Below are 24,310 nucleotides of genomic sequence, written 5' to 3'. Positions count from 1 at the left end.
GTAGGGCCTCCTCGGTCCGCACGGGAGTGGCGATTCGTGACCGCAAGTCTACGGCGCGTAGCGCGAGTTGGGACCGGCCCGGGGGCGCCGCTCAGCCCCGTGCCCGTTGGGTGACGGCGATGCAGACGAGCACGGCGGCGGCCGTCAGCGGGGCGGCCGGGGTGAGGTGTTCACCCAGCAGCAGCACCGACCACACCAGGGTCAGCAGCGGCTGCGCCAGCTGCAACTGGCTGGCCTTCGGGATGCCGATCGCGGCCATGCCGCGGTACCAGACGACCAGGCCGAGGAACTGCGAGCCGGCCGCGACCCACAACAGCCCGGCCACGCTGTGCGCCGTCAGCCGCACGGGCTCCTGCGACAGCGCGATCGCGGCCACCGGAGCCGTGAGCGGCAGGCACAGGACCAGCGTCCAGCCGATGACCTGCCAGCCCGGCATCACCCGGGCCAGCCGGCCGCCCTCCGTGTAGCCCGCCGCGCAGACCAGGAGCGCTCCGAAGAGATAGGCGTCCGCGCTGCTCAGGGAGCCGCCGCTCTGCTGCACGGTGAACGCGATCACCACGACGGCGCCCGCGGACGCCGCGACCCAGAAGGTGCGGGAGGGGCGGGTGCCGACGCGCAGCGCCGAGAACAGGGCGGTCGTCAGGGGGAGCAGACCGACGACGACCGCGGCGTGCGCGGTGGTCGACGTCTCCAGGGCCAGGGTGGTGAGCATCGGGAACCCGAGCACGACCCCGGCGCCGACGACGGCCAGCCCCGCCCGGTGCCGGCGGTCGGGGAGCGGGACGCGCAGGGCCAGCAGGCAGCCGCCCGCGACGAGCGCGGCCAGGACGCTCCGCACCGCCACGAGCGACCAGGGGCCGAAGCCCTCCAGTCCCCACGCGGTGGCGGGAAAGGTGAGCGAGAAGGCGACGACACCGAGCGCGGCGAGGAGGGTGCCGGACCTGGGGCCCGGCTGGGCGGCCATCGGCTCGGCGGGGACCGCTATCGCGGTGCGTGCGGTAGCGCTATTGTCTGCTCTCATGCAAGAGCGTAGCAGCGTCGGTGATCTGGCCAGTCGGCTGAGGGAGGAGCTGGACCGCTACTCCCATGGTGGAAAGCTGCCGTCCAGCCGGGCACTCGTCGAGCGGTTCCGGGTGAGCCCGGTGACCGTGTCCCGGGCGCTGGCCCAGCTCTCCGCGGAGGGGCTCGTGGTGACCAGGCCCGGCGCGGGGGCGTTCCGGGCCGGGCCGCGCGAGGCCGGGCCCGCCGTCGGGGACACCGCGTGGCAGGAGGTCGCGCTCAGCGCCGACGCCGTGTCCGACCTCGTACCGCGCACGGTGGACGCCTCGGGGGTGCTCGTCTCGCTGGCCGCGCCACCGCCCGGCGTCATCGAGTTCAACGGCGGCTATCTGCACCCCGCGCTCCAGCCGGAACGGGCGATGGCCGCGGCGCTCTCCCGGGCCGGCCGCCGCCCGGGGGCCTGGGCGCGCCCGCCGGTGGACGGGCTGCCGGAGCTGCGCGAGTGGTTCGCCCGGGGCATCGGCGGCGCCATCACCGCCGCCGAGGTGCTGATCACGGCCGGCGGCCAGTCCGCGCTGACCACCGCGCTGCGCGCACTCGCCCCGCCCGGCGCCCCGGTCCTCGTCGAGTCGCCCACGTACCCCGGCATGCTCGCCATCGCCCGTGCGGGCGGACAACGGCCCGTACCCGTGCCCGTGGACCGGGACGGGGTGAAGCCGGAGCTGCTCGCCGACGCCTTCCGGGCCACCGGCGCCCGGGTCTTCGTCTGCCAGCCGCTGTTCCAGAACCCGACCGGCGCGGTGCTCGCTCCTCAGCGGCGGGGCGAGGTGCTGCGGATCGCCCGGGAGGCCGGCGCGTTCGTCGTCGAGGACGACTTCGTGCGCCGGCTCGTGCACGAGGACGCGGGGCCGCTGCCGCGTCCGCTCGCCTCGGACGACCCCGACGGAGTCGTCGTGCACGTCTGCTCGCTGACCAAGGCGACCTCACCGAGCTTCCGGGTGAGCGCGCTCGCCGCCCGCGGGCCCGTGCTGGAACGGCTGCGGGCGATCCAGATCGTCGACACCTTCTTCGTACCGCGCCCCCTCCAGGAGGCGGCCCTGGAACTCGTCGGCTCGCCCGCCTGGCCCCGCCACCTGCGCGCCGTCTCGGCCGAGCTGCGCGGCCGGCGCGACGCGATGGCCGCCGCGCTGCGGCTGCGACTGCCCGAACTGTCCCTGCCGCACATCCCGTCCGGCGGCTACCACCTGTGGCTGCGGCTGCCCGACGGCACGGACGAGCAGGCCCTCCTCGCCGCCGCCCTGCGCGCGGGCGTGGCCGTCACCCCGGGCCGCCCGTACTTCAGCGCCGAGCCCCCGGCCGCCCATCTGCGGCTGAGCTTCGCGGCGGTCGCGAGCATCGCGGAGATCACCGAGGGCGTCCGGCGGCTGCGTGCGGCCTGCGCGGAAATCGGTTCGACAGCGGGGACATGACCTGCGAATCTCCCGCCATGAACGACATACCGGGCCTGCCCGAGGGCCATGAGCTCCCCGAGAGCTACGAACTCCCCGAGGGTTACGAGATCTCCGCCGACCCCGCGCGTATCGACGTCGACCGGGTCCACCACTGGCTCGCCACCGACGCGTACTGGGCGATGGGGCGGCCGCGCGCGCGGCACGAGAGCGCGATGGCCGGATCGCTCAACTTCGGGGTGTACGAGACGGTGTCGGGCGGCCAGCGGGCGTACGCGCGCGTGGTGACCGACGGGGCGACCTTCGCGTGGCTGTGCGACGTGTACGTGGACCCCTCCGCGCGGGGCGAGGGGCTCGGCACCGCGCTGGTCGCCGCGGTGTGCGACCACCTCAGGCCGCTGGGACTGCGGCGGGTGCTGCTCGCCACGGAGGACGCGCACGGGGTGTACGAGAAGCTGGGGTTCAGGCCGCTCGCACAGCCGGAACGGTGGATGGCACTGGGCCTCGAATGACCTTGTGTCCGTGAGTATTCGGTGAGCGCCGTCGATCACCCCTTGACCTGGTCACCTTCGGCGCTCACCATCGCCGCATGCATGTTCGGGTCACGCTGATCGCCGCCGCCCGCGGTTCCTCGTTGCTCGCCGAGCGCTTCGACGACGACCGGCCGCTGGACCAGGCGGGCTGGGGCGAGGTGCAGCGTGTCGTCCACGTCCTGCTGCCGTTGGCGGCGGCCGAACTGCGGTACTGCTCGCCGACGCCGCGCAGCCGGGCCACCGGAGACGGGCTGGGGCTGACGCCGCTGGTCCAGCCGGCCCTGCGGGACTGCGACATGGGCCGCTGGCGCGGTCTGACGCTCGGCGAGGCGATGGCCCGTGAACCCGAGGCGGTGGACGCCTGGCTCGCCGACCCGTACTCCGCGGCGCACGGCGGAGAGCCGCTGGTGGAGTTCATCCAGCGGGTGGGCGGCTGGCTCGACACCCGCCCCGCCGACGACGGCGGCCGGATCGTGGCCGTGGTGGAACCGGCGGTCGTGCGCGCCGCGCTCGTCTACGCCCTGAAGGCGCACCCGTCGACGTACTGGAACTTCGACGTCCGCCCGTTGTCGACGGCCACGCTCACCGGGCGGGCCGGCCGCTGGAACCTCCGGTTCGACCCTCAGTACGACCGCATGTAGTCCGTCAGCGCGACCGTAGGTAGTCCGTGGTGAGGACCAGGTCCTTGGCGGGGCCGCGTACCCGCCACACCGTCCGCCAGCGGTCCGCGTCCTGGACGGTGAACTCGCCCCGGTAGAGGTCCGCCGAGCACGGATGGTCCGCGACGTACCGCCCGGAGGTCAGGTCCAGGTCGTGGAAGGGGCGTCCGTCGGCGAACCGTACGTCGGCCCGCCCGGCCTCGTCGCCCGGCAGGAACCGCAGGGTGCGCTCGGCGGGCCGGGCCACGCCCTGCCACACGAAGGTGCCGGACTCGTGGTGGAGCAGCCCGGAGACGGAGCTGGGGCCGGAGTCGGAGTCGGGGCTGTCGCCGTCGCCGTCCAGCCGCTCGAACACCGTCGTCCCGGTGAAGGTCCCGGTCGCCCCGCTCGCGAGATCCCGCACCGAGCGCTCCACGTGCCAGCTCCCGGCGAGGTACGCCAGCACATCGTCCACCGGCCGGAATTCGGCCATCCCCTCCGTCACCGCGGCCTCTCCTGTCCAACCCATTGACGCCCTCCTGCCTCCTGCCTACCTTGCCCCTATCTTGCCGTTCGAAGTTCTGATCAGCGTCCGGTATCTCGAACATGTCGCACCCCTCTCAGAGCCGCGGAGGATCCATGTCGCATGCCCGTACCCGTACTCGCTGGAGACTGTCCCTCACGGCCGCCACCCTGCTGGCCGCCTCCTTCCTGGTTCCGGCCCCGCCGACCGCGGTCGCCGAGGATGCCGCCGACTACGCGATCACCGTCGACCCGAGGGCCTCGGGCGCGAAGATCGACGACACGATGTACGGGGTCTTCTTCGAGGACATCAACCGGGCCGCGGACGGCGGCCTGTACGCCGAGCTGGTGCAGAACCGGTCGTTCGAGTACTCGACCGCCGACAACCTGGCGTACACCCCCCTCACCTCCTGGGCCGCCACCGGCACCGCGACCACCGCGGACGACGACGGCCGGCTCGACCCCCGCAACCGCACCTACCTCGCCCTGGACGGCGGCTCGTCCGTCACCAACTCCGGCTACAACACCGGTATCCCGGTGCGGGAGGGCAAGGTCTACGACTTCTCGGTGTGGGCCCGCGCCGAGGGCACGTCCGCCCTCACGGTGACTCTGGCGGACGCCGCCGGCGAACTGGCCGCGGCCAGGCGCGTCGGCGCACACGGCGGCTGGGCCAAGTACACGGCACGCCTCACCGCGACCCGCACCAGCGCCACCGGCCGCCTCACGGTGGCCGCGGACGCCCCGGCCGCGCTCGACATGGTCTCGCTCGTCCCGCACGACACGTACAAGGGTCACGGGCTGCGCGAGGACCTCGCCCGGAGGATCGCCGCCCTGGACCCCGCCTTCGTCCGCTTCCCGGGCGGCTGCCTCGTCAACACCGGCAGCATGGAGGGGTACGACGAGGCGTCCGGCTGGGAGCGCAAGCGCGCCTACCAGTGGAAGGACACCGTCGGCCCGGTCGAGCAGCGCCCGACGAACGCCAACTTCTGGGGCTACAACCAGAGTTACGGCCTCGGCTACTACGAGTACTTCCAGTTCTCCGAGGACATCGGTGCCATGCCGCTGCCCGTGGTGCCCGCCCTGGTCACCGGCTGCGGCCAGAACCAGGCCGTCGACGACGAGGTGCTCCTGAAGCGCCACATCCAGGACACCCTGGACCTCGTCGAGTTCGCCAACGGCGCGGTGACCAGCGAGTGGGGAGCGAAGCGGGCCAGGATGGGGCACCCGAAGCCCTTCCACCTCACCCACCTCGCCGTCGGCAACGAGGAGAACCTGCCGACCGAGTTCTTCGAGCGCTTCACCCGGTTCCGTACGGCCGTCGAGGCGGTGTACCCGGACGTCACCGTCATCTCCAACTCCGGCCCGGACGACGCCGGTTCGACGTTCGACACGGCCTGGCAGCTCAACCGCGAGGCGAACGTGGCCATGGTGGACGAGCATTATTACAACAGCACGCAGTGGTTCCTGCAGAACAACGACCGCTACGACACCTACGACAGGAACGGCCCGAAGGTCTTCCTCGGCGAGTACGCCTCACAGGGCAACACCTTCAAGAACGCCCTCTCCGAAGCCGCGTTCATGACCGGCCTCGAACGCAACGCGGACATCGTGAAGCTCGCCTCGTACGCCCCGCTGCTCGCCAACGAGGACTACGTGCAGTGGCGTCCCGACCTCATCTGGTTCAACAACCACGCCTCCTGGAACTCCGCCAACTACGAGGTCCAGAAGCTCTTCATGCGCAACGTCGGCGACCGCGTCGTACCGTCGAGCGCGACCGCCACCCCGTCGCTGAGCGGGCCCATCACGGGCGCGGTCGGCCTGTCGACCTGGGCGACGAGCGCCGCGTACGACGACGTGTCGGTGACCGGCGCGGACGGCACGCCGCTGCTCACCGACGACTTCTCCGGTGACGCGGCGCGGTGGACCCACACGGGCGGCGGCAGCTGGAGCGTCCAGGACGGGCAGTACGTGCAGAGCGACGAGGCCGCCGAGAACACCATGGTGTCGGCGGGCGACCCGGCCTGGCACGACTACGACGTGCGGGTGAAGACCACCAAGAAGTCCGGCAAGGAGGGCTTCCTCGTCGCGTTCGGCGTCAAGGACACCGGCAATTACTACTGGTGGAACCTGGGCGGCTGGAACAACACCCGGTCCGCCGTCGAACAGGCCGTGGACGGCGGCAAGTCGACGCTGATCTCCAAGGCCGGGTCGATCGAGACGGGCCGCACCTACGACATCGACATCAAGGTGCGCGGCCGGCAGGTGACCCTCCACCTCGACGGACAGGAGTGGGGCGGGTTCACCGACGACAAGCCCGCCGAGCCGTTCCGGCAGGTCGTGACCGAGGACGCGAGGACCGGCGATCTGATCGTCAAGGTCGTCAACGCCCAGGCCGCGGAGGCCCGTACGGCGATCGACCTCGGCGGCGCGAAGGTCCGCCCGAACGCCGCCGTGACCACGCTCAGCGCGGCCCCCGACGCGGTGAACACCGAGACGGACACGGCCGTCGCGCCCGTCACGTCCACCTTCTCGGGGGTCGCGAAGAAGTTCACGTACACCTTCCCGGCGAACTCGGTGACGTTCCTGCGCGTCGGACGGCGGTAGCCGGGCCGGGCCACCGTCACTGTGCGGCGCGCAGCCGGAGAAGGTACGTCGCCGTCAGTGCGACGGCTCGGTCCTCGTCGTGCGACAGCTCCAGGAGGGCACGCGACGCCGTCGGCCCCGGGACGGCCGCCAGTGACTGGGTCAGCCGGCCGCGGGCGGGCGCCCCGGTGGTGTCGTGGGCGAGGCGGTCGACCAGCCCGGCCGCGATCCGGTCCGCCGTCGCGGTGTCGACCGCCAGCACGCTCAGCGCGTCGGCCGCGTCGGTGTCGTTGCGCCCCTCCACGATCAGGTCGATGAGGGTCGGGACCGCCTCGGCCGCGCCGCGTGCCCCGAGCGCCAGCGCCGCGTACCCGCGGACCACGGTGTCGGGGTGCGCGAGGGCGTCGCGCAGCCGCGCGGTGGGCCCACCGTCGCGGTTGTCGCGTTTGTCGCGGTTGTCAGGATTGTCGGGAGATCCGGGAGATCCGGGAGATCCGGGAGCGTCCGGAGAGCCGGGATCCTCGGGCAGTTCGGCGAGGGCTTGGACGGCGCGCCTGCGCACCGCGGCCACCGGTGAGCCGAGGGCCTCCGCCAGCAGTGCGCAGCCGCCGTCGCCCGAACGCGCCAGTGCCCACCGAAGGGCCCCGGCGACGTTCGGGTCGCTCTCGCCGAGCGCCACCTCGACCAGGGCCTCCACCGGCACCGGCACGGCGTCGGCCGAGGCCAGGGCCGCGCGCTGGCGGGCGTCGGCGCTCTTCGACCCCAGCGCCTGGAGGAGCGGGACGACCTGGAGGACGTCCTCCCAGCCGGCGGGTTCCGCCGCGTCGATGCGGGTGAGCCGGGTGAGCAACTCGCTCTCGGCCGCGATGCGTTCGCGTGTCCGACGGACGAGGTCGCCGACGAGTGCCGAAGGCGTGAAGCCGGGGTCGTCGAGCGCGCGCCCGATCTCCCGCAGCGACAGTCCCAGCGACCGCAGGCTCTCGATGTGGAAGATCCGCCGGATGTCGTCGCCGGAGTACTCCCGATAACCGGAGCCGGTACGGCCCGAGGGCCGGACCAGGCCGAGCGACTCGTAGTGCCGGAGCATGCGGGCGCTGACCCCGGACCGCCGCGCCACCTCACCGATCAACACGCCTTGCCGTCCCTCTTCTCGTCCCTCTGGTCACTGTTCACCGTGCCCGCCGAGGGCCACGACGCGCTTGGCCTCCTCGATCGCGAACTCGAACCCGGTGTCCGGCTCGCGCAGCAGCCGCTGTGTGGCGAGCGCGTGTGCGCGTACCCGCTCGTCAGGGGCCGTCGTAGCCGTACGCAGAGCGGGCACCGCCACGTCCCCCAGCGCGACCAGCGCCCGGCTCAGACTCAACTGGGTCTCCCGCGCACCGCGCCCGAGCTGCGTCGCCAGTGCGGAGGCCAGGGCGGACTCCTCGCCTTCCGGTACGAGCACGACCGCGGCCCGCCAGGCGGTGCGCGCCACCTCGTCGTCGGCGTCGGACAGCAGCGCCGGTGTGATGGCCGGCCACGCCTGGCGGTCACCGAGCTTGGACAGGGTGTGCAGCGCCTGACTCCGGGCCCGCGCACGGTCCGAGCGGAGTTCGCGGACCAGCGCGGGGAGCGTGAGGGCCACCGGGTGGCGGGTGAGCGCCCAGGTCAGCATGTCGCGGACGAGGAAGTCCGGCTCGGTCGCGCAGCGCTCGACGAGCGGGTCGACGCAGCGCGGGTCGGGCGTCGTACCGACGGCCAGAGCGGCCCGCAGCCGCACGGACGAACGGTCGTCCGCCAGTCCCCGAAGAGCCTGTACCGCAGCTGTTTCCTGTCCTGTGGCCGTCATCGGAACCACCTCCTTGGTGAGGAGTGAATGCCTTGTCACGGTGTCAAGGTCAACCGCACGGCCGCCGTCCGTGGCCCGGCCGGGCCACGTCCGTGCCCCGGCCGAGCATCGGCGGACCGTCCGCTGATCTCTCAGGCGCACCGCAGCGTCGCGGTGGCGATCTCCAGGAAGTCGCGCACCAGCGGCTCGCGCCGGTCTTCGAGGACGGCCAGGCAGGTCTCGATCAGGGGGAGGTCCGTGACGGTGAGATGGACGAGGTCGGGTCGGGAGTAGGAGCGCGCGAGGCTCAGCGGGACGAGCGCGATGCCGTGCCCGGAGGCGATGAGCTCGAACTTCTCCTCGAGTGTCGACGTGCGCCGCGTTGGTGTGTCGAGCTTCCGCTCGTCGGCGAGGTCCGCGGAGGTCAGCTCGCCACGGCCCGCCAGCGGGTGCGCCGCGGGCATGCAGGCGACCCGGGGTTCGTGGCCGATGGGGACGGTGCGCAGCCCCGAGTCGTCGAACGGCCGCCGCAGGTAGCCCAGTTGGGCCCGCCCGTCCCGGAGCGGCGCGTCCTGCTCCCACCAGCGCGCCGGGACGACGTCGGTCTCGACGTGGGGGTGGCGCAGTGTGAAGGCCCGGAGCGCGTCCGACACGTGCAGTCCGGGGGAGAAGGCGACCACGAGCCGTTGGACGCTGTGGTCGGCGTCGTGCACGCGCCGCACCGCCGCCGCGACGGCCGCGAGGACGCCCTGCGCCTCCTCGTGGAGCTGCTTCCCGGCGGCGGTCAGTTCCACGCTGCGGGTGGTCCGCACGAACAGCGCGCACTCCAGTTCCTGCTCGAAGGCCCTGATCTGACGGCTGAGAACGGGCTGTGCGATGTAGAGCTGTTCCGCCGCCCGGCCGAAGTGCCGGTGGTCGGCCACCGCGACGAAGTAGCGGAGCTTGCGCAGATCCAGATCCATGCCCTCAAGGTATCAATCGCCGGGAAGGGTATTGGACGCCGCGGGGGGACCGCGCCGAGACTCGAAACATGATCGTCATCACCACTCCCACCGGCCAGATCGGCAGCCGGCTCCTGGACATCCTGCTCACCGAGGCTCCCGCTCACGAGGAAGAGCTGCGCGTGATCGTGCGCGACCCGGGGAAGCTTCCCGCCGCGGCCCGCGACCGCGTCGACGTCGTCACCGGCTCGCACGGCGACGCCGCGGTGGCCGACCGGGCCTTCGCCGGCGCGGACGCCGTCTTCTGGGTCGTCCCGTCGAACCCGCGGGCACCGAGCATGGACGCGGTGTACTCCGGGTTCACCCGCACCGCCGCCGAGGCGTTCAAGGCCCACGGCGTGACACACGTCGTCGGCGTCTCGGCGCTCGGCCGCGGCACCCCTGTCGCCGGCCGCGCCGGGCACGTGACGGCGTCGCTGGCCATGGACGACCTCATCGCGAGCACCGGCGTGGCCTACCGGGCGCTCGCCAACCCGTCCTTCATGGACAACCTGCTGCGGCAGGTGGCGTCGATCCGCGACCACGGTGTGTTCACCGACACCGTCACCGCCGACCGCAAGGCACCGGCGGCCGCCACCCGGGACATCGCCGCAGCCGCCGCGACGCTGCTGCTCGACCGCTCGTGGACGGGGGCGGGCGAGGTCCCGGTGCTGGGCCCCGAGGACCTCTCGGCCGACGACATGGCGCGCGTCATCTCCGACGTGCTCGGCCGTCCGGTCCGCTACGAGAGGCAGTCGCTCGACGACTTCCGCGCCGCCCTCACCGGACACGGGATCGGGAACGCGGTCGCCGAAGGCTTCGTGGACATGATGCGCGCCAAGGACGACGGCCTCGACGACGGCGTCCCGCGCACCCCGCGGACCGCGAGCCCGACGACCTTCCGTCAATGGTGCGAAGAGGTCCTGAAGCCGGCGGTGCTGGCGTGAGCGCCAGGACCGTTCTCGTCGTCGGGGCGTCCCGCGGTCTCGGGCTCGCCCTGGCCGCCGAGTACGCGCGCCGCGGCTGGGACGTCATCGGCACCGTACGGGGCGGCGGGCGCACCGGTCTGCACGAGCTGGCCGAGGCGTCGGGCGGCGGCGTCACGGTCGAGTCGCTGGACACGACGAAGCCGGAGCAGATCACCGCGCTGCGCGACCGCCTCGCGGAGCGCACCCTCGACCTGCTGTTCGTCAACGCCGCCGTCACGCGGGGCGACATTCCGATCGGCGAGGTCCCGGAGGAGATGTTCACCGAGGTCATGGTCACCAACGCGCTCAGCCCGATGCGCGTGGTCGAGTCCTTGCGCTCGCTGGTCACGCCGAACGGGACCATCGGTGTCATGTCGTCGCGGCAGGGCAGCGTCAGCCTCAACACCAACGGCGGCCAGGACACCTACCGCGCCAGCAAGTCCGCTCTGAACCAGTTGATGCGCAGCTACGCCGCCCGGTACGCCGACGCCGCGCACACCCTCCTGCTCATCTGCCCCGGACACGTCCGCACCGGGCTCGGCGGCCCGGACGCACCACTGTCCATCGACCAGTCCGTCCCGGGCGTGGTGGACACGATCGACCGCCACAGCGGCGAACCGGGTCTGCGGTACCTCAACCACCAGGACCAGCAGGTGCCCTGGTAGAGCCACCGGGCCGCGACGCCCGATATTGCATAAACCTGCGGCGAAACGTATAGTCATGCCTTCCAAGAGGAGGGTTCCATGGCGGTACGTGCGGCAGTGGCCGGAGCGAGTGGGTACGCGGGCGGGGAGCTGCTGCGGCTGCTTCTGGCGCACCCCGGGATCGAGATCGGCGCCCTGACCGGCAACTCCAACGCGGGCCTGCGGCTGGGCGCGCTGCAGCCGCATCTGCTGCCGCTCGCCGACCGGGTGCTCCAGGAGACCACGGCCGAGGTCCTCGCCGGCCACGACGTGGTCTTCCTGGCCCTGCCCCACGGGCAGTCCGCCGCCGTCGCGGAGCGGCTCGGGCCGGAGGTCCTGGTCGTCGACATGGGCGCCGACTTCCGGCTGAAGGACCCGGCCGACTGGGAGAGGTTCTACGGCTCGGCGCACGCCGGGACCTGGCCCTACGGCCTCCCGGAGCTGCCGGGGGGCCGTGCCGCGCTGGAGGGGACGAAGCGCATCGCCGTGCCCGGCTGCTATCCGACGGCCGTCTCACTGGCGCTCTTCCCCGCCTACACGGCCGGCCTCGCGGAGCACGAGGCGGTCGTCGTCGCCGCGTCCGGGACGTCCGGCGCCGGCAAGTCCCCCAAGGCGCATCTGCTCGGCAGCGAGGTCATGGGGTCCATGTCCCCGTACGGGGTCGGCGGCGTCCACCGGCACACCCCCGAGATGATCCAGAACCTCGGCGCGGCCGCGGGCGGACCCGTCACCGTCTCCTTCACGCCGACCCTCGCCCCGATGCCCCGCGGCATCCTCGCCACGTGCAGCGCCAAGGCGCGGCCCGGCGTCACCGCTCAGTCCGTACGGGCCGCCTACGAGAAGGCCTACGCCGAAGAACCGTTCGTGCACCTGCTGCCGGAGGGGCAGTGGCCGGCGACCGGGTCCGTCCACGGTTCCAACGCCGTTCAGGTGCAGGTCGCGTACGACGAGGCCGCGGGGCGCATCATCGCGATCAGCGCCATCGACAACCTCACCAAGGGCACCGCGGGCGGTGCCGTCCAGAGCATGAACATCGCCCTCGGACTCGACGAGACCACGGGGCTTTCCACGATCGGAGTCGCACCGTGAGTGTCACGGCAGCACAGGGGTTCACGGCGGCCGGTGTCGCCGCCGGGATCAAGGAGAGCGGGGGCGCCGACCTGGCCCTCGTGGTCAACCACGGGCCCCGTCTCGCCGCCGCGGGCGTCTTCACCTCCAACCGCGTCAAGGCCGCCCCGGTCCTGTGGTCGGAACAGGTCCTCAAGGGCGGCGAGCTGACCGCCGTCGTCCTCAACTCCGGTGGCGCCAACGCCTGTACGGGTCCCAAGGGTTTCCAGGACACCCACGCCACCGCGGAGAAGGTGGCCGAGTCCCTCAACGCCGCCGGCCTCGACACCGCCGGTGCCGACGACACCGGCGGTCACGCCGCGGGCACGGTCGCCGTCTGCTCCACCGGCCTCATCGGCATCCTCCTGCCGATGGACAAGCTGCTGCCGGGCGTCGACAAGGCCGTCGCCCAACTCGGCCCGCACGGTGGCGAGAAGGCCGCCATCGCCATCAAGACCACCGACACCGTCCACAAGACCTCGGTCGTGACGGGCGACGGCTGGACCGTCGGCGGCATGGCCAAGGGCGCGGGCATGCTCGCCCCCGGCCTCGCCACGATGCTGGTCGTCCTCACCACGGACGCCGACGTCGACAGCGCCGCACTGGACCAGGCACTGCGGGCGGCCACCCGGGTCACCTTCGACCGGGTCGACTCCGACGGCTGCATGTCGACGAACGACACCGTGCTGCTGCTCGCCTCCGGCGCCTCGGGCATCACACCTGCGTACGCGGAGTTCGCCGAGGCCGTACGGGCCGTCTGCGACGACCTCGGACAGCAGCTGATCCGGGACGCCGAGGGCGCGGGCAAGGACATCAAGGTCGAGGTCGTGAACGCGGCGAGCGAGGACGACGCCGTCGAGGTGGGCCGCTCCATCGCCCGCAACAACCTCCTCAAGTGCGCCGTCCACGGCGAGGACCCCAACTGGGGCCGGGTGCTCTCCGCCATCGGCACGACGTCCGCCGCCTTCGAACCCGACCTGCTGAACGTCGCCATCAACGGCGTCTGGGTGTGCCGGAACGGCTCGGTCGGCGAGGACCGCGACCAGGTCGACATGCGCTACCGGGAGGTCCACATCGTCGCCGACCTCGCGGCCGGCGACGACACCGCCACGATCTGGACCAACGACCTCACCGCGGAGTACGTGCACGAGAACAGCGCCTACTCGTCATGAGCGCCACGCGGAAGCACACCGCGCTGCCCAAGGCCCAGATCCTCATCGAGGCGCTGCCCTGGCTGACCCGGCACAACGGAAAGACCGTCGTCATCAAGTTCGGCGGCAACGCCATGATCGACGAGGACCTGAAGGCCGCGTTCGCCCAGGACGTCGTGTTCCTGCGCCAGGCAGGCCTCAAGCCCGTGGTCGTGCACGGCGGCGGCCCGCAGATCAGCGCGGCCCTGGACCGGCACGGCATCGTCAGCGAGTTCAAGGCGGGCCTGCGGGTCACCACCGAGGACGCCATGGACGTCGTACGCATGGTGCTCGCGGGCCAGGTCCAGCGGGAACTCGTCGGGCTGCTCAACCAGCACGGTCCGCTCGCCGTGGGACTCACCGGCGAGGACGCGCACACCATCACCGCCACGAAGCACCGGCCCGAGATCGACGGGGAGCTGGTCGACATCGGGCGGGTGGGTGAGATCACCGCGATCGACACGGGCGCGATCGAGGCACTGCTCGCCGACGGGCGGATCCCGGTCGTCTCCTCGATCGCCCGTAGCCAGGACGAAGGTGATCTGGGGCATGTCTACAACGTCAATGCTGATACGGCGGCTGCGGCACTCGCTGCGGCGCTGGGCGCCGAGACCCTGATGGTCCTGACCGACGTCGAGGGGCTCTACGAGGACTGGCCGCACTCCGACGAGGTCATCAGCCGGCTCACCGCGAAGCAACTGGAGAAGCTGCTGCCCGAACTGGCCAGCGGCATGGTGCCGAAGATGCAGGGCTGTCTGCACGCCGTGCGCAACGGCGTGAACACCGCCCGCGTGATCGACGGCCGGGTCCAGCACTCGATCCTGCTGGAGATCTTCACCGACGAAGGCATCGGCACGATGGTCGTGCCCGATGCGGAGGGGGACGCATGACCGCCGACGAAGAGCTGACCGCCAACGGAAAGCTCACCCAGCGCTGGCAGGGCGCGCTGATGGACAACTACGGGACCCCTCGGCTGCCCCTGGTCCGCGGCGCGGGCACCAGACTGTGGGACGCGGACGGCACGCAGTACCTGGACTTCGTCGGCGGGATCGCGGTGAACGCGCTGGGCCACGCCCACCCGGCGATCGTCGAGGCCGTGAGCCGGCAGATCGCGTCGCTCGGCCATGTCTCCAACCTCTTCGTCGCCGAGCCGCCCGTCGCGCTCGCCGAACGGCTCCTCCAGCTCTTCGGGCGGGACGGCCGTGTCTACTTCTGCAACTCGGGGGCCGAGGCCAACGAGGGCGCCTTCAAGATCGGCCGGCTGACCGGCCGCCCGCACATGGTGGCGACCGACGGCGGCTTCCACGGCCGGACCATGGGCGCGCTCGCGCTCACCGGCCAGCCGGGCAAGCGCGAACCGTTCCTGCCGCTGCCCGGCGACGTCACCCACGTCCCGTACGGGGACCCGCAGGCGCTGGCCGCCGCCGTCACCGAGGACACCGCGCTGGTCGTCATCGAGCCGATCCAGGGCGAGAACGGCGTGGTCGTGCCGCCGCCCGGCTATCTGAAGGCGGCCCGCGCCATCACCGCCGCCACCGGCAGCCTCCTCGTCCTGGACGAGGTGCAGACCGGCGTCGGCCGGACCGGACACTGGTTCGAGTACCAGGCCCACGAAGGCGTCCTGCCGGACGTCGTCACGCTGGCGAAGGGCCTCGGCGGCGGCCTGCCGCTCGGCGCGACCGTCGCCTTCGGGCGCGCCGCCCAGTTCCTGAAGCCCGGTCACCACGGCACGACGTTCGGCGGGAACCCGGTCGCCTGCGCGGCCGGCCTCGCCGTCCTCGACACGATCGAGAGCGAGGGCCTGCTGGAGAACGTGAAGCGGTCGGGGGAGAAGCTGCGTGAGGGAATCGAAGCCCTCGGCCACCCGCTGATCGGCCATGTCCGGGGATCCGGCCTCCTCCTGGGTATCGTGCTCACCGAGCCGCTCGCACCCCGCGCACAACAGGCGGCTCAGGACGCCGGCCTCCTGGTGAACGCGCCCGCCCCCGATGTCGTACGGCTGATGCCGCCCCTGAACATCACCGAGGACGAGGTGGACACGTTCCTCCGGGCCCTCCCCGGTGTTCTCGACGCGGTGACCGACGGCGACGGACGAACCGGAGAATGACCGGAGAATGAGACGACGATGAGTCAGGCGCAGGATCACGACCAGGCGGGGCCTGCCGTTCCGCAGACCCGCACCGCACGCCACCGCCGGATCGTGGACATCCTCAACCGGCAGCCGGTGCGCTCCCAGAGCCAGTTGGCGAAACTCCTCGCCGACGACGGGCTGAACGTCACTCAGGCGACGCTCTCCCGGGACCTGGACGAGCTGAACGCGGTGAAGATCCGCAACAACGACGGCGACCTGATCTACGCGGTGCCGAGCGAGGGGGGTTTCCGTACCCCGCGTGCTCCGCTGGGGGAGTCGGCGAAGGAGGAGCGGATGCGGAGGCTGTCCTCGGAGCTGCTGATCTCGGCCGAGGCGTCCGCGAACCTCGTGGTCCTGCGGACGCCTCCGGGGGCCGCGCAGTTCCTCGCCTCGGCCATCGACCAGGCCGAGTTGCAGGACATCCTCGGGACGATCGCGGGGGACGACACGTTGCTGTTGATCAGCCGGAACCCGACGGGCGGGCAGGCCCTGGCGGACCACTTGCTGCGGCTGGCCCAGAGCCATCACTGAGACACGGCCCCGCGTTCGTCGCCGGGTGCGCCCCGGCGGGGGCCGGCCGCGCAGTTCCCCACGCCCCTGAAAACCCCGGGCGCGGCCCCGTCTTTCAGGGGCGCGGGGAACTGCGCGACCAGCCACGACGCACCCGCACTCACACCCGCACCCGCACCCGCACTCACACGCGCACCCGACACAACAGGCCGGCTCAGCCCAGCAGGCCGGCCAGGCCCCCCGTGCATCTGACCTCGTCGCCCGCCGTGATCAGCAGCCCCTCGATGCCGGGCAGCGACTCCAGCCAGGCGAGTCCCTGCCGGGAGCCCATCGCGAACGCCGCCGTCGCCCACGCGTCCGCCCAGGTGATCCGGGGTCCGACGACGGTCACCGCGACCAGGTCGGTGACCGCGGAGCGCCCCGTGCTCGGGTCCACGATGTGCGTACCGCGCTCGGCGGAGCCCGACGTGGCCACGGCCAGCCGGTCGACACCCGCCGCGGAGACCACGGCGGCGAGACCACCCGGACGCAGCGGGTCCGCCACACCGACCCGCCAGGGCCGGTGCGGCCCCGGCACGCCGTACATCTGCACGTCCCCGCCGCCGTTCACGCTCACCCCGCTCGCCCCGGCCTCGAAGAGCCGCAGCGCCGCGCGTTCGACGGACCAGCCCTTCACGATGCCGGTCGGGTCGATGACACCCTCGTACGTCGGACTGAACCAGCCGTCGCTCAACCGCTCGGCCTCGGCGCACAGTTCGAGCACCTCGGCGACCTGCGGGTCGCACGCGTCGACGGTCGTCCGGCCGTCGGCCAGCCGGGAGATCTGGCTGTCCTCGCGGTAGGTGCTGAACATCGCGTCCACCGCGTGGAGCTGGGCGACGGCCTGTGCCAACGCGGCTTGTACGGCCTCGGGTTCACCGCCCCGGATGTCGAAGGAGAAGACCGTGCCCATCACCTCCTCCGCGTGACGCACCGCCGAGGGGGCCTCGGCCGGCCCGGCCGGTTCAGCCGGTTCAGCCACCGGCCTGGTCCAGGGCCGACTGCAGGGACTCCTTGTAGCCACCACTGGTGTAGGTGGCGCCCGAGACGGCGTCGATGTCGGCGGTGCCCGCGGCGACCGCGGCCTTGTTCAGCTTGGGCACCGCGTCACCGGTGACCTGGCTGCTGCGGCCGCCGCTCGGCGACTGCACGGCCTCGGCCTTGGTGATCTTCCCGCCGGCCACGGTGATCCGTACCTGCACGGGGCCGTAGTCGGTCGTGACGGCCTTGCCGGTGACGGTCTTCGCCTGGGCGGCGCCCGCCCCCGACCCGCTCGCGTCGCCGGAGCCGCTGCCCGAACCACTGCCCGAGCCGCTGCCGCCGCCCGTGGCGCCCGCCTCGGCCGAACCGCCGCCGGGCGCACCCGCCTTGTCGAGGGCCGACTGGAGGGACTTCTTGTAGCCGCCGCTGGTGTAGGTGGCGCCGGAGACGGCGTCGATGTCGGCGCTGCCGGCCGTGACGGCGGCCTTGTTGAGCTTGGGCACCGCGTCGGTGCTGACCGTGGTGGAGCGGCCGCCGCTCGGCGACTGCAGGGCGGCGGCCGAGGTGATCTTCCCGCCGGCCACCGTGACACGGACCTGGACGTTGCCGTACTCGGTCTTGACGACGTCACCGGTGAGCATCTGGGCCTGGGTGCCGGCGGCGGCCTGGGCTCCGCCGGATCCCTGCGGGGCGACCGACTGCCGGCCCTGTGGCGCGCCTTCGGCGGACGCGGACGCCGGGTCCGAGGCCGGCTTGAGCGCCAGCAGCAGGACGATTCCGGACACCGTGGCGGCACCGGCCAGCACGACGCGGCGCAGGGGATGGTTCTTCTTCATCGGTCCGGACTCCCGTTCCTCAGAGTTCGAAGGACTCGTGGTGGATGCGGCGGGCGGGTACGCCGGCGCCGCGCAGTGCGGTGTACGCGCCCTGGGCGAAGCCGGGAGGCCCGCACAGGAACACGTCGTGGTCGTCGATGTCGGGCAGCTTCTGGCGCAGCGTCTCCGGGTTGATGTCGGGGCGCTCCCCGTCGGGGCTGTTCACCGCGTACATCAGCCGGGCGCCGCGCTCGTCGGCGATGGCCGACAACTCGTCCCACAGCGCCAGGTCCTGGGTGCTGTTGGCCCGGTACAGCAGGGTGAGGTCGCCGCGCGCCGCCGGGAGGGTCTCGAACAGCGCGCGCATCGGGGTGATGCCCACGCCGCCGGCCATCAGCAGCACCTTTCCGCGGCTGCGCCGGGAGGCGGTGAGCGCCCCGTAGGGACCCTCGGCCCACACCCGGGTGCCCCGCTTCAGGCCCTTGAGCGCGGTGCTGTGGTCGCCGAGCGCCTTGACGGTGATCCTCAGCAGACCGGGGCGCGGCGCGGCCGACAGCGAGTACGGGTGCGAGCTGAGCCGCATGCCGGGCGCCAGGAACCGCCAGCGGAAGAACTGCCCCGGCTCGGCACCGATCCGGTGCAGCCGCTTCCCGCTGATCAGCACGGAGACGATGCCGGGCGCCTCCTCGACGACCTCCTCGACCTGCATCCGGTGGCGCATGTTCAGCCGGATCGGCGCGATCACCCGGTACCAGAGCACCAGCGCGGTGACCGTCCCGTAGAGCGCGTACCAGGCCGTGGTCGCGGTCGGCTCGACGGCGAAGTCGTTGCCGGTGGACAGCTGGTGCCAGAACGACAGGTACACGGCCGCGTAGGTGAGCAGGTGGATGTGGTACCAGGTGTCGTACGGGATCAGCTTGCGCAGTCCGCCGACGGAGATCAGGCCGATGAACAGCAGCAGCCCCGTGCCGATCGCCGCCTTGCCCATGTCGGGCAGGGTCTTGACCGAGTCGATGGTCTGGTCGACGACCCCGGTGTTCGCCTGGAGGGCGTAGCCGTACATCGTCAGTCCGATGTGGGCGAGGACGAGACAGAGCATGTAACGGCCGCTCATGGCGTGCCAGCGGGCCACCCGGTCCGAGCCGACTCGGCGTTCCAGGGCGGGTACCCGGGCCATCTGCAGGACGACGAGAGCCATCAGGTATCCGGCGAGCAGACCGGTGATCCGGCCCGCGTTCAGGATCCGGCTCTTGTCGTCCGCGATGGACGGCGTGTTGCTCCACCACAGCCAGACGACTCCGGCCGCGCCCGCCCATACCGCGATCAGCAACGGGATGGCGGGGGAGCGGCGAGGGCGGATACGGCGCATCGTCTGGCGCCGCGCGGCGCGACCGCCGGCGATCGTGCTCACGGTTCCTCCGTGGGGGACGCTGGGAAGGGGAGTGACCCCTCGGCCCAGTGGTACGTCCCGGGGCGGCGGTGTGTTCAACGGCCGGGGGTGCGAGCGGTGAACTGCCGGGACCCGCGGTGACGGAGGACGGCGCGGACCTCTCCGGCGGGGCCGCGCGCAGGTCAGCAGCGGGCGGACAGCCGGTGGACAGCCGGCCGACAGGCGGGTGACAGCGGGTCAGTAGCCGGTGAGCGAGGTGGGTCCGTCGTCCGTCCCGATGGCGATGTGCGGCCGCCGGCCGGGGTCGGCCCAGTCGAGGAGGCGCCGCATCGCGTCCCGGGGCACGGACACGCAGCCGGCCGTCGCACCACGCCCGTCGACGTGCAGGAAGATGCCCGCGCCGCGCCCGCGCACCGGCCGCGCGTAGTTGAAGCCGACGACGAGTGCGTACGCGTACTGCGTCCCGTAGGAGATCAGGTGCTCGGACTCGGCGGCACGGCAGTCGGCCGGGCGGGGGTCGGTCCACCGGTTGTAGGAGCGGGAGGCGTTGTCCTGGCACCACCAGGAGGTCCGCGTCACCCGGCGGTACGGCATGGCCGTCTCCTCGGGCGCGGGTTCGACACCGAAGGCGTACGGCAGGTCGTACAGGCCGGTGGGAGTGGTGTTCGTGCCCTGCTCGCGGGAGGAGCCCTCGACGAGCCCGTTGGCACCGAAGCGCGCGGGCGCGGAACCGGCCTGGACCCAGCGCCCGTCACGACGGCTCCACCAGGTGAGCGTGCCGGTCGTCGAGGAGGTCCGGGCGGCCCGCGCGGTGATGAGCTGGCTGCCGCCGCCCGTGTCGGCCATCCGCTCGGGCAGCGGGGGCACGGGCTCGGGAGCCGGCCCCGCGGCCAGGACGAGAAGGGACACGGACGCGAGGGCGGCGGCTCCGGGACGCATGCTCAGACGGTACGGGGAGGCAGGGGCAGCGGCAGCCCGGGTAGGCCGTCCAGGCTGGTCTCCACGTGTTCCTTCTTCTCGAAGTACGCGTTCAGCGAGACGTCGTCCTCCCGCGCGAAGCGCCTGGCGTGCAGGTCGCGGTCCTCGTCGTACGCCATGAAGGGCACCGCGTATCCGCAGGAGTCACGGACGAGTTCGGCGGTCACCACGATGATCGCCCGCAGGCCGTGCGGGGTGGGATCGATGTCGGGGAAGCGGGCGAGGAGTTCCCCGAAGCGCGGGTCGTCACGGAAGACCGGCTCGCCCCGTCCGTGGACACGGACGATGTTCGGCGGGCCCTGGAAGGCGCACCACATCAGGGTGATCCGGCCGTTCTCCCGCAGGTGCGCGACGGTCTCGGCGGTGCTGCCCGCGAAGTCCAGGTAGGCGACGGTGAGGTCGTCGAGAACCGCGAACGAACCGGTCAGTCCTTTGGGGGACAGATTGACGGTGCCGTCGCCCGACAGGGGCGCGGTCGCGGTGAAGAAGAGGGGCTGCGCCTCGATGAACTCGCGCAGGCGGCCGTCTATGCGTGCGTAGGTCTTTCCCATGTCGAACGATTATCGACGTAAGTCATTCGCCTGTCTAACGACTTGCCGTGTCGCGTCCTGCCACGAACGACCGGACACCCGGGAGCCGGGGCCTGACGGCTCCCGGCTCCCGGGCTCGCCCCGGCCGCCGGATGTGCGGGGCGCCCGTGGGGGGATCGGTTGTCGGTCGGTCGGTGGGTCGACCGGTCGAGTGGGCGGGCCTACTGGCTCACTGGTTCAGGGTGCAGGGGGCGAGTGCTTCGAGGCCTTCGGGTTTGTCGGCGGTGCGGCCGATGGCGGTTTCGATGCGGTTGAGGACGGCGGTGCGTTTGTCTTCGAGGGGGCCGAGGATGGCGTTCTGGACGAAGTTGGCTCCGCCTTGGCCGACGGTGTCGATGAGTCGCTGGTCGGCTTCGGCGATCTGGGTGTCGAGGAGGGCGAGGTTGCGGGTGACCTCGTCCTGGGCGGAGGCGGGGATCGCGGGGAGGCTCGACTCGACCTCGGGGCAGTCGACGGTGCCGACGGCGCCCGCCTCGCCCCCGTCCTCGGCGCCGTTCCCGGTGTCGCCCGCGTCTTCGCCGGCTTCCTCGGTGGCGCCCTCGGTCGGCTCGGCCCCGGCCCCGTCGCCCGCCTCGTCGCCCGCCCCGGCCGCACCGTCGGCGTTCAGGGTGCAGGGGGCGAGTGCTTCGAGGCCTTCGGGTTTGTCGGCGGTGCGGCCGATGGCGGTTTCGATGCGGTTGAGGACGGCGGTGCGTTTGTCTTCGAGGGGGCCGAGGATGGCGTTCTGGACGAAGTTGGCTCCGCCTTGGCCGACGGTGTCGATGAGTCGCTGGTCGGCCTCGGCGATCTGGGTGTCGAGCAGGGCGAGGTTGCGGGTGACCTCGTCCTGGGCGGAGGCGGGGATCGCCGGGAGGCTGCCCTCCACCGCCGGGCAGCTGATCGTGCCGGGGGACGCGAGGGGTGTGGCTGCCTGGCCGTTGCCGCTCTTGGACGTCTCCCCGGCGAGGGCGGAACCTGCGATCACCGCTCCGGACAACGCCACCGCGGCAGCGCCGCCGATGATCGCCACGCGGCGCTTGTTGTACTTCGGAAGAGCCCTGGACATGGGGATGCCTCACTTGGGTCAGAGTGGGTGTACAGACGCGGCGCCGGCGTTCGCGGTGAAATACGCGAAAGCGGTTTCTCGCGTTCAACGGGCTTCACGAATTGACGAAACATGCAGACCTCTGCATACTCATGCATGAAGCGAACGCACTGTGAGGAGCCCAACAAGTGAGCAGCAACAGCGGTGACGTACGGCTCTGGGGCGGTCGGTTCGCCGACGGTCCCGCCGAGGCCCTGGCGAAGCTGTCGGCCTCCGTCCACTTCGACTGGCGGCTGGCGCCCTACGACATCGCCGGATCACGTGCCCACGCGCGCGTGCTGCACAAGGCGCACCTCCTCGACGACGACGAGCTGAACCGCATGCTCGCGGGGCTCGACCAGTTGGCGGCCGACGTCGAGGACGGCACTCTCGTCGGCACCATCGCCGACGAGGACGTCCACACCGCCCTGGAGCGCGGCCTCCTGGAGCGGCTCGGCCCGGACCTCGGCGGCAAGCTGCGCGCCGGCCGCTCGCGCAACGACCAGGTGGCGACGCTCTTCCGGATGTACCTGCGCGACCACGCCCGGATCCTCGGCGGCCTGATCGCCGAGCTCCAGGACGCGCTGATCGGCCTGGCCGAGGCGCACCCGGACGTGGCGATGCCCGGCCGCACCCACCTCCAGCACGCCCAGCCCGTGCTGTTCGCCCACCATGTACTGGCCCACGCGCAGGCCCTCTCCCGGGACGCCGAGCGGCTGCGGCAGTGGGACGAGCGGACCGCCGTGTCGCCGTACGGCTCGGGCGCGCTCGCGGGCAGCAGCCTCGGCCTCGACCCGGAGTCGGTCGCCGAGGACCTCGGCTTCGAGCACGGCAGCGTCGGCAACTCCATCGACGGCACGGCCTCCCGTGACTTCGCCGCCGAGTTCGCCTTCATCACCGCGATGATCGGTGTCAACCTCTCCCGGATCGCCGAGGAGGTCATCATCTGGAACACGAAGGAGTTCTCCTTCGTCACCCTCCACGACGCCTTCTCCACCGGCTCGTCGATCATGCCGCAGAAGAAGAACCCGGACATCGCCGAGCTGGCCCGCGGCAAGAGCGGCCGGCTGATCGGCAACCTCACCGGTCTGATGGCGACGCTCAAGGCGCTGCCGCTCGCGTACAACCGCGACCTCCAGGAGGACAAGGAGCCGGTCTTCGACTCCTGCGACCAGCTGGAGGTCCTGCTGCCGGCCTTCACCGGGATGATGGCCACGCTGACGGTCAACCGCGCGCGCATGGAGGAGCTGGCCCCGGCCGGGTTCTCGCTCGCCACCGACATCGCCGAGTGGCTGGTCAAGCAGGGGGTGCCGTTCCGGGTGGCGCACGAGGTCGCGGGCGAGTGCGTGAAGGCCGCCGAGGCCGACGGCGTCGAGCTCGACGGGCTCACCGACGAGCAGTTCGCGAAGATCTCGGCCCACCTCACGCCCGAGGTCCGTTCCGTCCTCAACGTGCCGGGTGCGCTCGCCTCCCGCAGCGCCCGCGGTGGCACGGCCCCGAGCGCGGTCGCCGTACAGCTCACCGAGGTCAAGTCGGACGTGGCGGTCCAGCACGCGTGGGCGACGGCGAAGGACAAGCGGTAAGGGCGAGCGGTAAGGACGAGCGGTAAGGACGAGCGGTAGGACGGCGCCCCCTCAGGGAACTGAGGGGAGGCCGGCGGGGTTCGCGCAGGTTCCGAGAGGTGATGGCCGCCGCGGCGGCCATCACCTCTTACGGGTACGGGTCAACGACGGGCGAGGTTTGCCCGGTCAGCCCAGCGACGCGCTCGCCGCGCGCAGCTCGTCCAGGGCCGCCAGGGCGTACCCGGCGAACTCGTCCTTGGCTTCGCGGTCGCCCTCGGACCATTCGGCGTAGCCCCGTTTGAAGGCGAGGATGCCCAGCTCGCCCGCGAGAGCCGCGGTCGGTTCAGGTGTGCCGCGGGCGACCAGCGCGGCTGTCACCGCGGCCGCGAGGCTGACGCTCTTGAGGGCGTCACGCTCTTGCAGTTCCGTGCTGGCGGCGATGGCCGCCTTCAGCCGAGGGGCGAGCTCGCGGTTCATGGGGCCCATCGCGCTCGACGCGCGCTCAAGACCGGCAGCGACCGCGTCGAGCGGGCTCGCGTCGCCGGGCGCCTCGGCGATGCCCTCGGTCAGCAGCCGGCTCAGCGCCTCCTGTCCGGCCACCAGCAGCTCGCGCTTGTCGGGGAAGTGCCGGAAGAAGGTGCTTTTGGTGACTCCGGCGCGCTCGGCGATCTGCGCGACCGTCGTGGCGTCGTACCCCTGCTCGGTGAACAGGTCGACAGCAGCCATGACAAGGCGTTCGCGTGCGCCCGGTTCCCATCGACCCATAAGAACATCATATGCGATGGGACTCTTG

General features: G+C 72.1%; 24 protein-coding genes. 12 read left to right on the top strand and 12 right to left on the bottom strand.

Features of this window, described 5'->3' with window-relative positions; translation table 11 throughout:
• Positions 1-91: 91 nt before the first annotated feature.
• Positions 92-1,021: a DMT family transporter gene (locus ACLVWQ_RS33955; RefSeq protein WP_414113077.1), complete on the bottom strand. Its 930-nt coding sequence runs from the start codon at positions 1,019-1,021 to the stop codon at positions 92-94.
• Here ACLVWQ_RS33955 and ACLVWQ_RS33950 point away from each other — a divergent pair.
• The 3 genes from ACLVWQ_RS33950 to ACLVWQ_RS33940 all read left to right on the top strand — a co-directional run bounded on the left by ACLVWQ_RS33950 (position 1,020) and on the right by ACLVWQ_RS33940 (position 3,621).
• The gene (locus ACLVWQ_RS33950) at positions 1,020-2,468 is read left to right on the top strand and encodes a PLP-dependent aminotransferase family protein (RefSeq protein ID WP_414113076.1); all 1,449 of its coding nucleotides are present in this window, start codon (positions 1,020-1,022) and stop codon (positions 2,466-2,468) included. The genes ACLVWQ_RS33955 and ACLVWQ_RS33950 overlap by 2 nt on opposite strands.
• Positions 2,469-2,485: 17 nt before the next feature.
• A complete protein-coding gene (locus ACLVWQ_RS33945) occupies positions 2,486-2,959 on the top strand; it encodes a GNAT family N-acetyltransferase (protein WP_414113075.1) in 474 nt (157 codons plus the stop codon).
• Positions 2,960-3,036: 77 nt separating this feature from the next.
• Positions 3,037-3,621 carry a histidine phosphatase family protein gene (locus tag ACLVWQ_RS33940; RefSeq protein WP_414113074.1) on the top strand — a complete coding sequence of 195 codons (585 nt, stop codon included), beginning with the start codon at positions 3,037-3,039 and terminating at the stop codon, positions 3,619-3,621.
• A 4-nt stretch (positions 3,622-3,625) separates the two neighbouring features.
• Here the strand turns inward: ACLVWQ_RS33940 and ACLVWQ_RS33935 are convergent, their stop codons facing one another.
• The gene (locus ACLVWQ_RS33935) at positions 3,626-4,111 is read right to left on the bottom strand and encodes a DUF6314 family protein (protein ID WP_414113335.1); all 486 of its coding nucleotides are present in this window, start codon (positions 4,109-4,111) and stop codon (positions 3,626-3,628) included.
• Between the two features lie 146 nt (positions 4,112-4,257).
• Between ACLVWQ_RS33935 and ACLVWQ_RS33930 the strand changes: the two genes are divergently transcribed.
• Positions 4,258-6,744, top strand: coding sequence for an alpha-L-arabinofuranosidase C-terminal domain-containing protein (locus ACLVWQ_RS33930; protein WP_414113073.1), 2,487 nt, complete (start codon positions 4,258-4,260; stop codon positions 6,742-6,744).
• Positions 6,745-6,760: 16 nt separating this feature from the next.
• Here the strand turns inward: ACLVWQ_RS33930 and ACLVWQ_RS33925 are convergent, their stop codons facing one another.
• The 3 genes from ACLVWQ_RS33925 to ACLVWQ_RS33915 all read right to left on the bottom strand — a co-directional run bounded on the left by ACLVWQ_RS33925 (position 6,761) and on the right by ACLVWQ_RS33915 (position 9,492).
• Positions 6,761-7,855, bottom strand: coding sequence for a MerR family transcriptional regulator (locus ACLVWQ_RS33925; protein WP_414113072.1), 1,095 nt, complete (start codon positions 7,853-7,855; stop codon positions 6,761-6,763).
• 30 nt (positions 7,856-7,885) lie between these two features.
• The gene (locus tag ACLVWQ_RS33920) at positions 7,886-8,551 is read right to left on the bottom strand and encodes a HEAT repeat domain-containing protein (protein WP_414113071.1); all 666 of its coding nucleotides are present in this window, start codon (positions 8,549-8,551) and stop codon (positions 7,886-7,888) included.
• A 131-nt stretch (positions 8,552-8,682) separates the two neighbouring features.
• On the bottom strand, positions 8,683-9,492 hold the full coding sequence (locus ACLVWQ_RS33915; RefSeq protein WP_414113070.1) for a LysR family transcriptional regulator: 810 nt from the start codon (positions 9,490-9,492) through the stop codon (positions 8,683-8,685).
• A gap of 68 nt (positions 9,493-9,560) precedes the next feature.
• Here ACLVWQ_RS33915 and ACLVWQ_RS33910 point away from each other — a divergent pair, with 68 nt between their 5' ends.
• The 7 genes from ACLVWQ_RS33910 (at position 9,561) to ACLVWQ_RS33880 (ending at position 16,120) form a co-directional block, all read left to right on the top strand.
• Positions 9,561-10,457, top strand: a complete 897-nt coding sequence (locus ACLVWQ_RS33910) for an NAD(P)H-binding protein (RefSeq protein WP_414113069.1) — start codon at positions 9,561-9,563, stop codon at positions 10,455-10,457.
• The gene (locus ACLVWQ_RS33905; RefSeq protein WP_414113068.1) at positions 10,454-11,143 is read left to right on the top strand and encodes an SDR family NAD(P)-dependent oxidoreductase; all 690 of its coding nucleotides are present in this window, start codon (positions 10,454-10,456) and stop codon (positions 11,141-11,143) included. Before ACLVWQ_RS33910 ends, ACLVWQ_RS33905 begins: the two co-directional genes overlap by 4 nt.
• Positions 11,144-11,221: 78 nt before the next feature.
• Positions 11,222-12,250 carry an N-acetyl-gamma-glutamyl-phosphate reductase gene (argC, locus tag ACLVWQ_RS33900; RefSeq protein WP_414113067.1) on the top strand — a complete coding sequence of 343 codons (1,029 nt, stop codon included), beginning with the start codon at positions 11,222-11,224 and terminating at the stop codon, positions 12,248-12,250.
• Complete coding sequence (gene argJ, locus ACLVWQ_RS33895) at positions 12,247-13,440, top strand: bifunctional glutamate N-acetyltransferase/amino-acid acetyltransferase ArgJ (RefSeq protein ID WP_414113066.1); 1,194 nt, start codon at positions 12,247-12,249, stop codon at positions 13,438-13,440. Before argC ends, argJ begins: the two co-directional genes overlap by 4 nt.
• Complete coding sequence (argB, locus tag ACLVWQ_RS33890) at positions 13,437-14,348, top strand: acetylglutamate kinase (RefSeq protein ID WP_414113065.1); 912 nt, start codon at positions 13,437-13,439, stop codon at positions 14,346-14,348. Before argJ ends, argB begins: the two co-directional genes overlap by 4 nt.
• Entirely contained in the window at positions 14,345-15,565 is a 1,221-nt protein-coding gene (locus ACLVWQ_RS33885) for an acetylornithine transaminase (RefSeq protein ID WP_414113064.1), read from the top strand. The genes argB and ACLVWQ_RS33885 overlap by 4 nt, the downstream gene beginning before the upstream one ends.
• Positions 15,566-15,583: 18 nt before the next feature.
• The gene (locus ACLVWQ_RS33880) at positions 15,584-16,120 is read left to right on the top strand and encodes an arginine repressor (protein WP_414113063.1); all 537 of its coding nucleotides are present in this window, start codon (positions 15,584-15,586) and stop codon (positions 16,118-16,120) included.
• A gap of 193 nt (positions 16,121-16,313) precedes the next feature.
• On the opposite strand, the gene ACLVWQ_RS33875 is transcribed toward ACLVWQ_RS33880, so the two are convergent.
• The 6 genes from ACLVWQ_RS33875 to ACLVWQ_RS33850 all read right to left on the bottom strand — a co-directional run bounded on the left by ACLVWQ_RS33875 (position 16,314) and on the right by ACLVWQ_RS33850 (position 21,937).
• Positions 16,314-17,051: an FAD:protein FMN transferase gene (locus ACLVWQ_RS33875; RefSeq protein ID WP_414113334.1), complete on the bottom strand. Its 738-nt coding sequence runs from the start codon at positions 17,049-17,051 to the stop codon at positions 16,314-16,316.
• A 61-nt stretch (positions 17,052-17,112) separates the two neighbouring features.
• Positions 17,113-17,955, bottom strand: a complete 843-nt coding sequence (locus ACLVWQ_RS33870) for an FMN-binding protein (protein ID WP_414113062.1) — start codon at positions 17,953-17,955, stop codon at positions 17,113-17,115.
• Between the two features lie 19 nt (positions 17,956-17,974).
• Complete coding sequence (locus tag ACLVWQ_RS33865) at positions 17,975-19,303, bottom strand: ferric reductase-like transmembrane domain-containing protein (protein WP_414113333.1); 1,329 nt, start codon at positions 19,301-19,303, stop codon at positions 17,975-17,977.
• A gap of 258 nt (positions 19,304-19,561) precedes the next feature.
• The gene (locus tag ACLVWQ_RS33860; protein WP_414113061.1) at positions 19,562-20,263 is read right to left on the bottom strand and encodes a L,D-transpeptidase family protein; all 702 of its coding nucleotides are present in this window, start codon (positions 20,261-20,263) and stop codon (positions 19,562-19,564) included.
• Positions 20,264-20,265: 2 nt separating this feature from the next.
• On the bottom strand, positions 20,266-20,853 hold the full coding sequence (locus ACLVWQ_RS33855; RefSeq protein ID WP_414113060.1) for a pyridoxamine 5'-phosphate oxidase family protein: 588 nt from the start codon (positions 20,851-20,853) through the stop codon (positions 20,266-20,268).
• Between the two features lie 208 nt (positions 20,854-21,061).
• Complete coding sequence (locus tag ACLVWQ_RS33850) at positions 21,062-21,937, bottom strand: hypothetical protein (protein ID WP_414113059.1); 876 nt, start codon at positions 21,935-21,937, stop codon at positions 21,062-21,064.
• Positions 21,938-22,104: 167 nt separating this feature from the next.
• Here ACLVWQ_RS33850 and argH point away from each other — a divergent pair, with 167 nt between their 5' ends.
• The gene (gene argH / locus ACLVWQ_RS33845) at positions 22,105-23,538 is read left to right on the top strand and encodes an argininosuccinate lyase (RefSeq protein WP_414113058.1); all 1,434 of its coding nucleotides are present in this window, start codon (positions 22,105-22,107) and stop codon (positions 23,536-23,538) included.
• Positions 23,539-23,703: 165 nt separating this feature from the next.
• On the opposite strand, the gene ACLVWQ_RS33840 is transcribed toward argH, so the two are convergent.
• Positions 23,704-24,282: a TetR/AcrR family transcriptional regulator gene (locus tag ACLVWQ_RS33840; protein ID WP_414113057.1), complete on the bottom strand. Its 579-nt coding sequence runs from the start codon at positions 24,280-24,282 to the stop codon at positions 23,704-23,706.
• Between the last annotated feature and the right edge of the window lie 28 nt (positions 24,283-24,310).

The sequence above is a fragment of the Streptomyces sp. CWNU-52B genome, from assembly GCF_047444975.1.
Lineage (GTDB): Bacteria > Actinomycetota > Actinomycetes > Streptomycetales > Streptomycetaceae > Streptomyces.
This window is presented reverse-complemented; position numbering and strand designations above follow the sequence as displayed.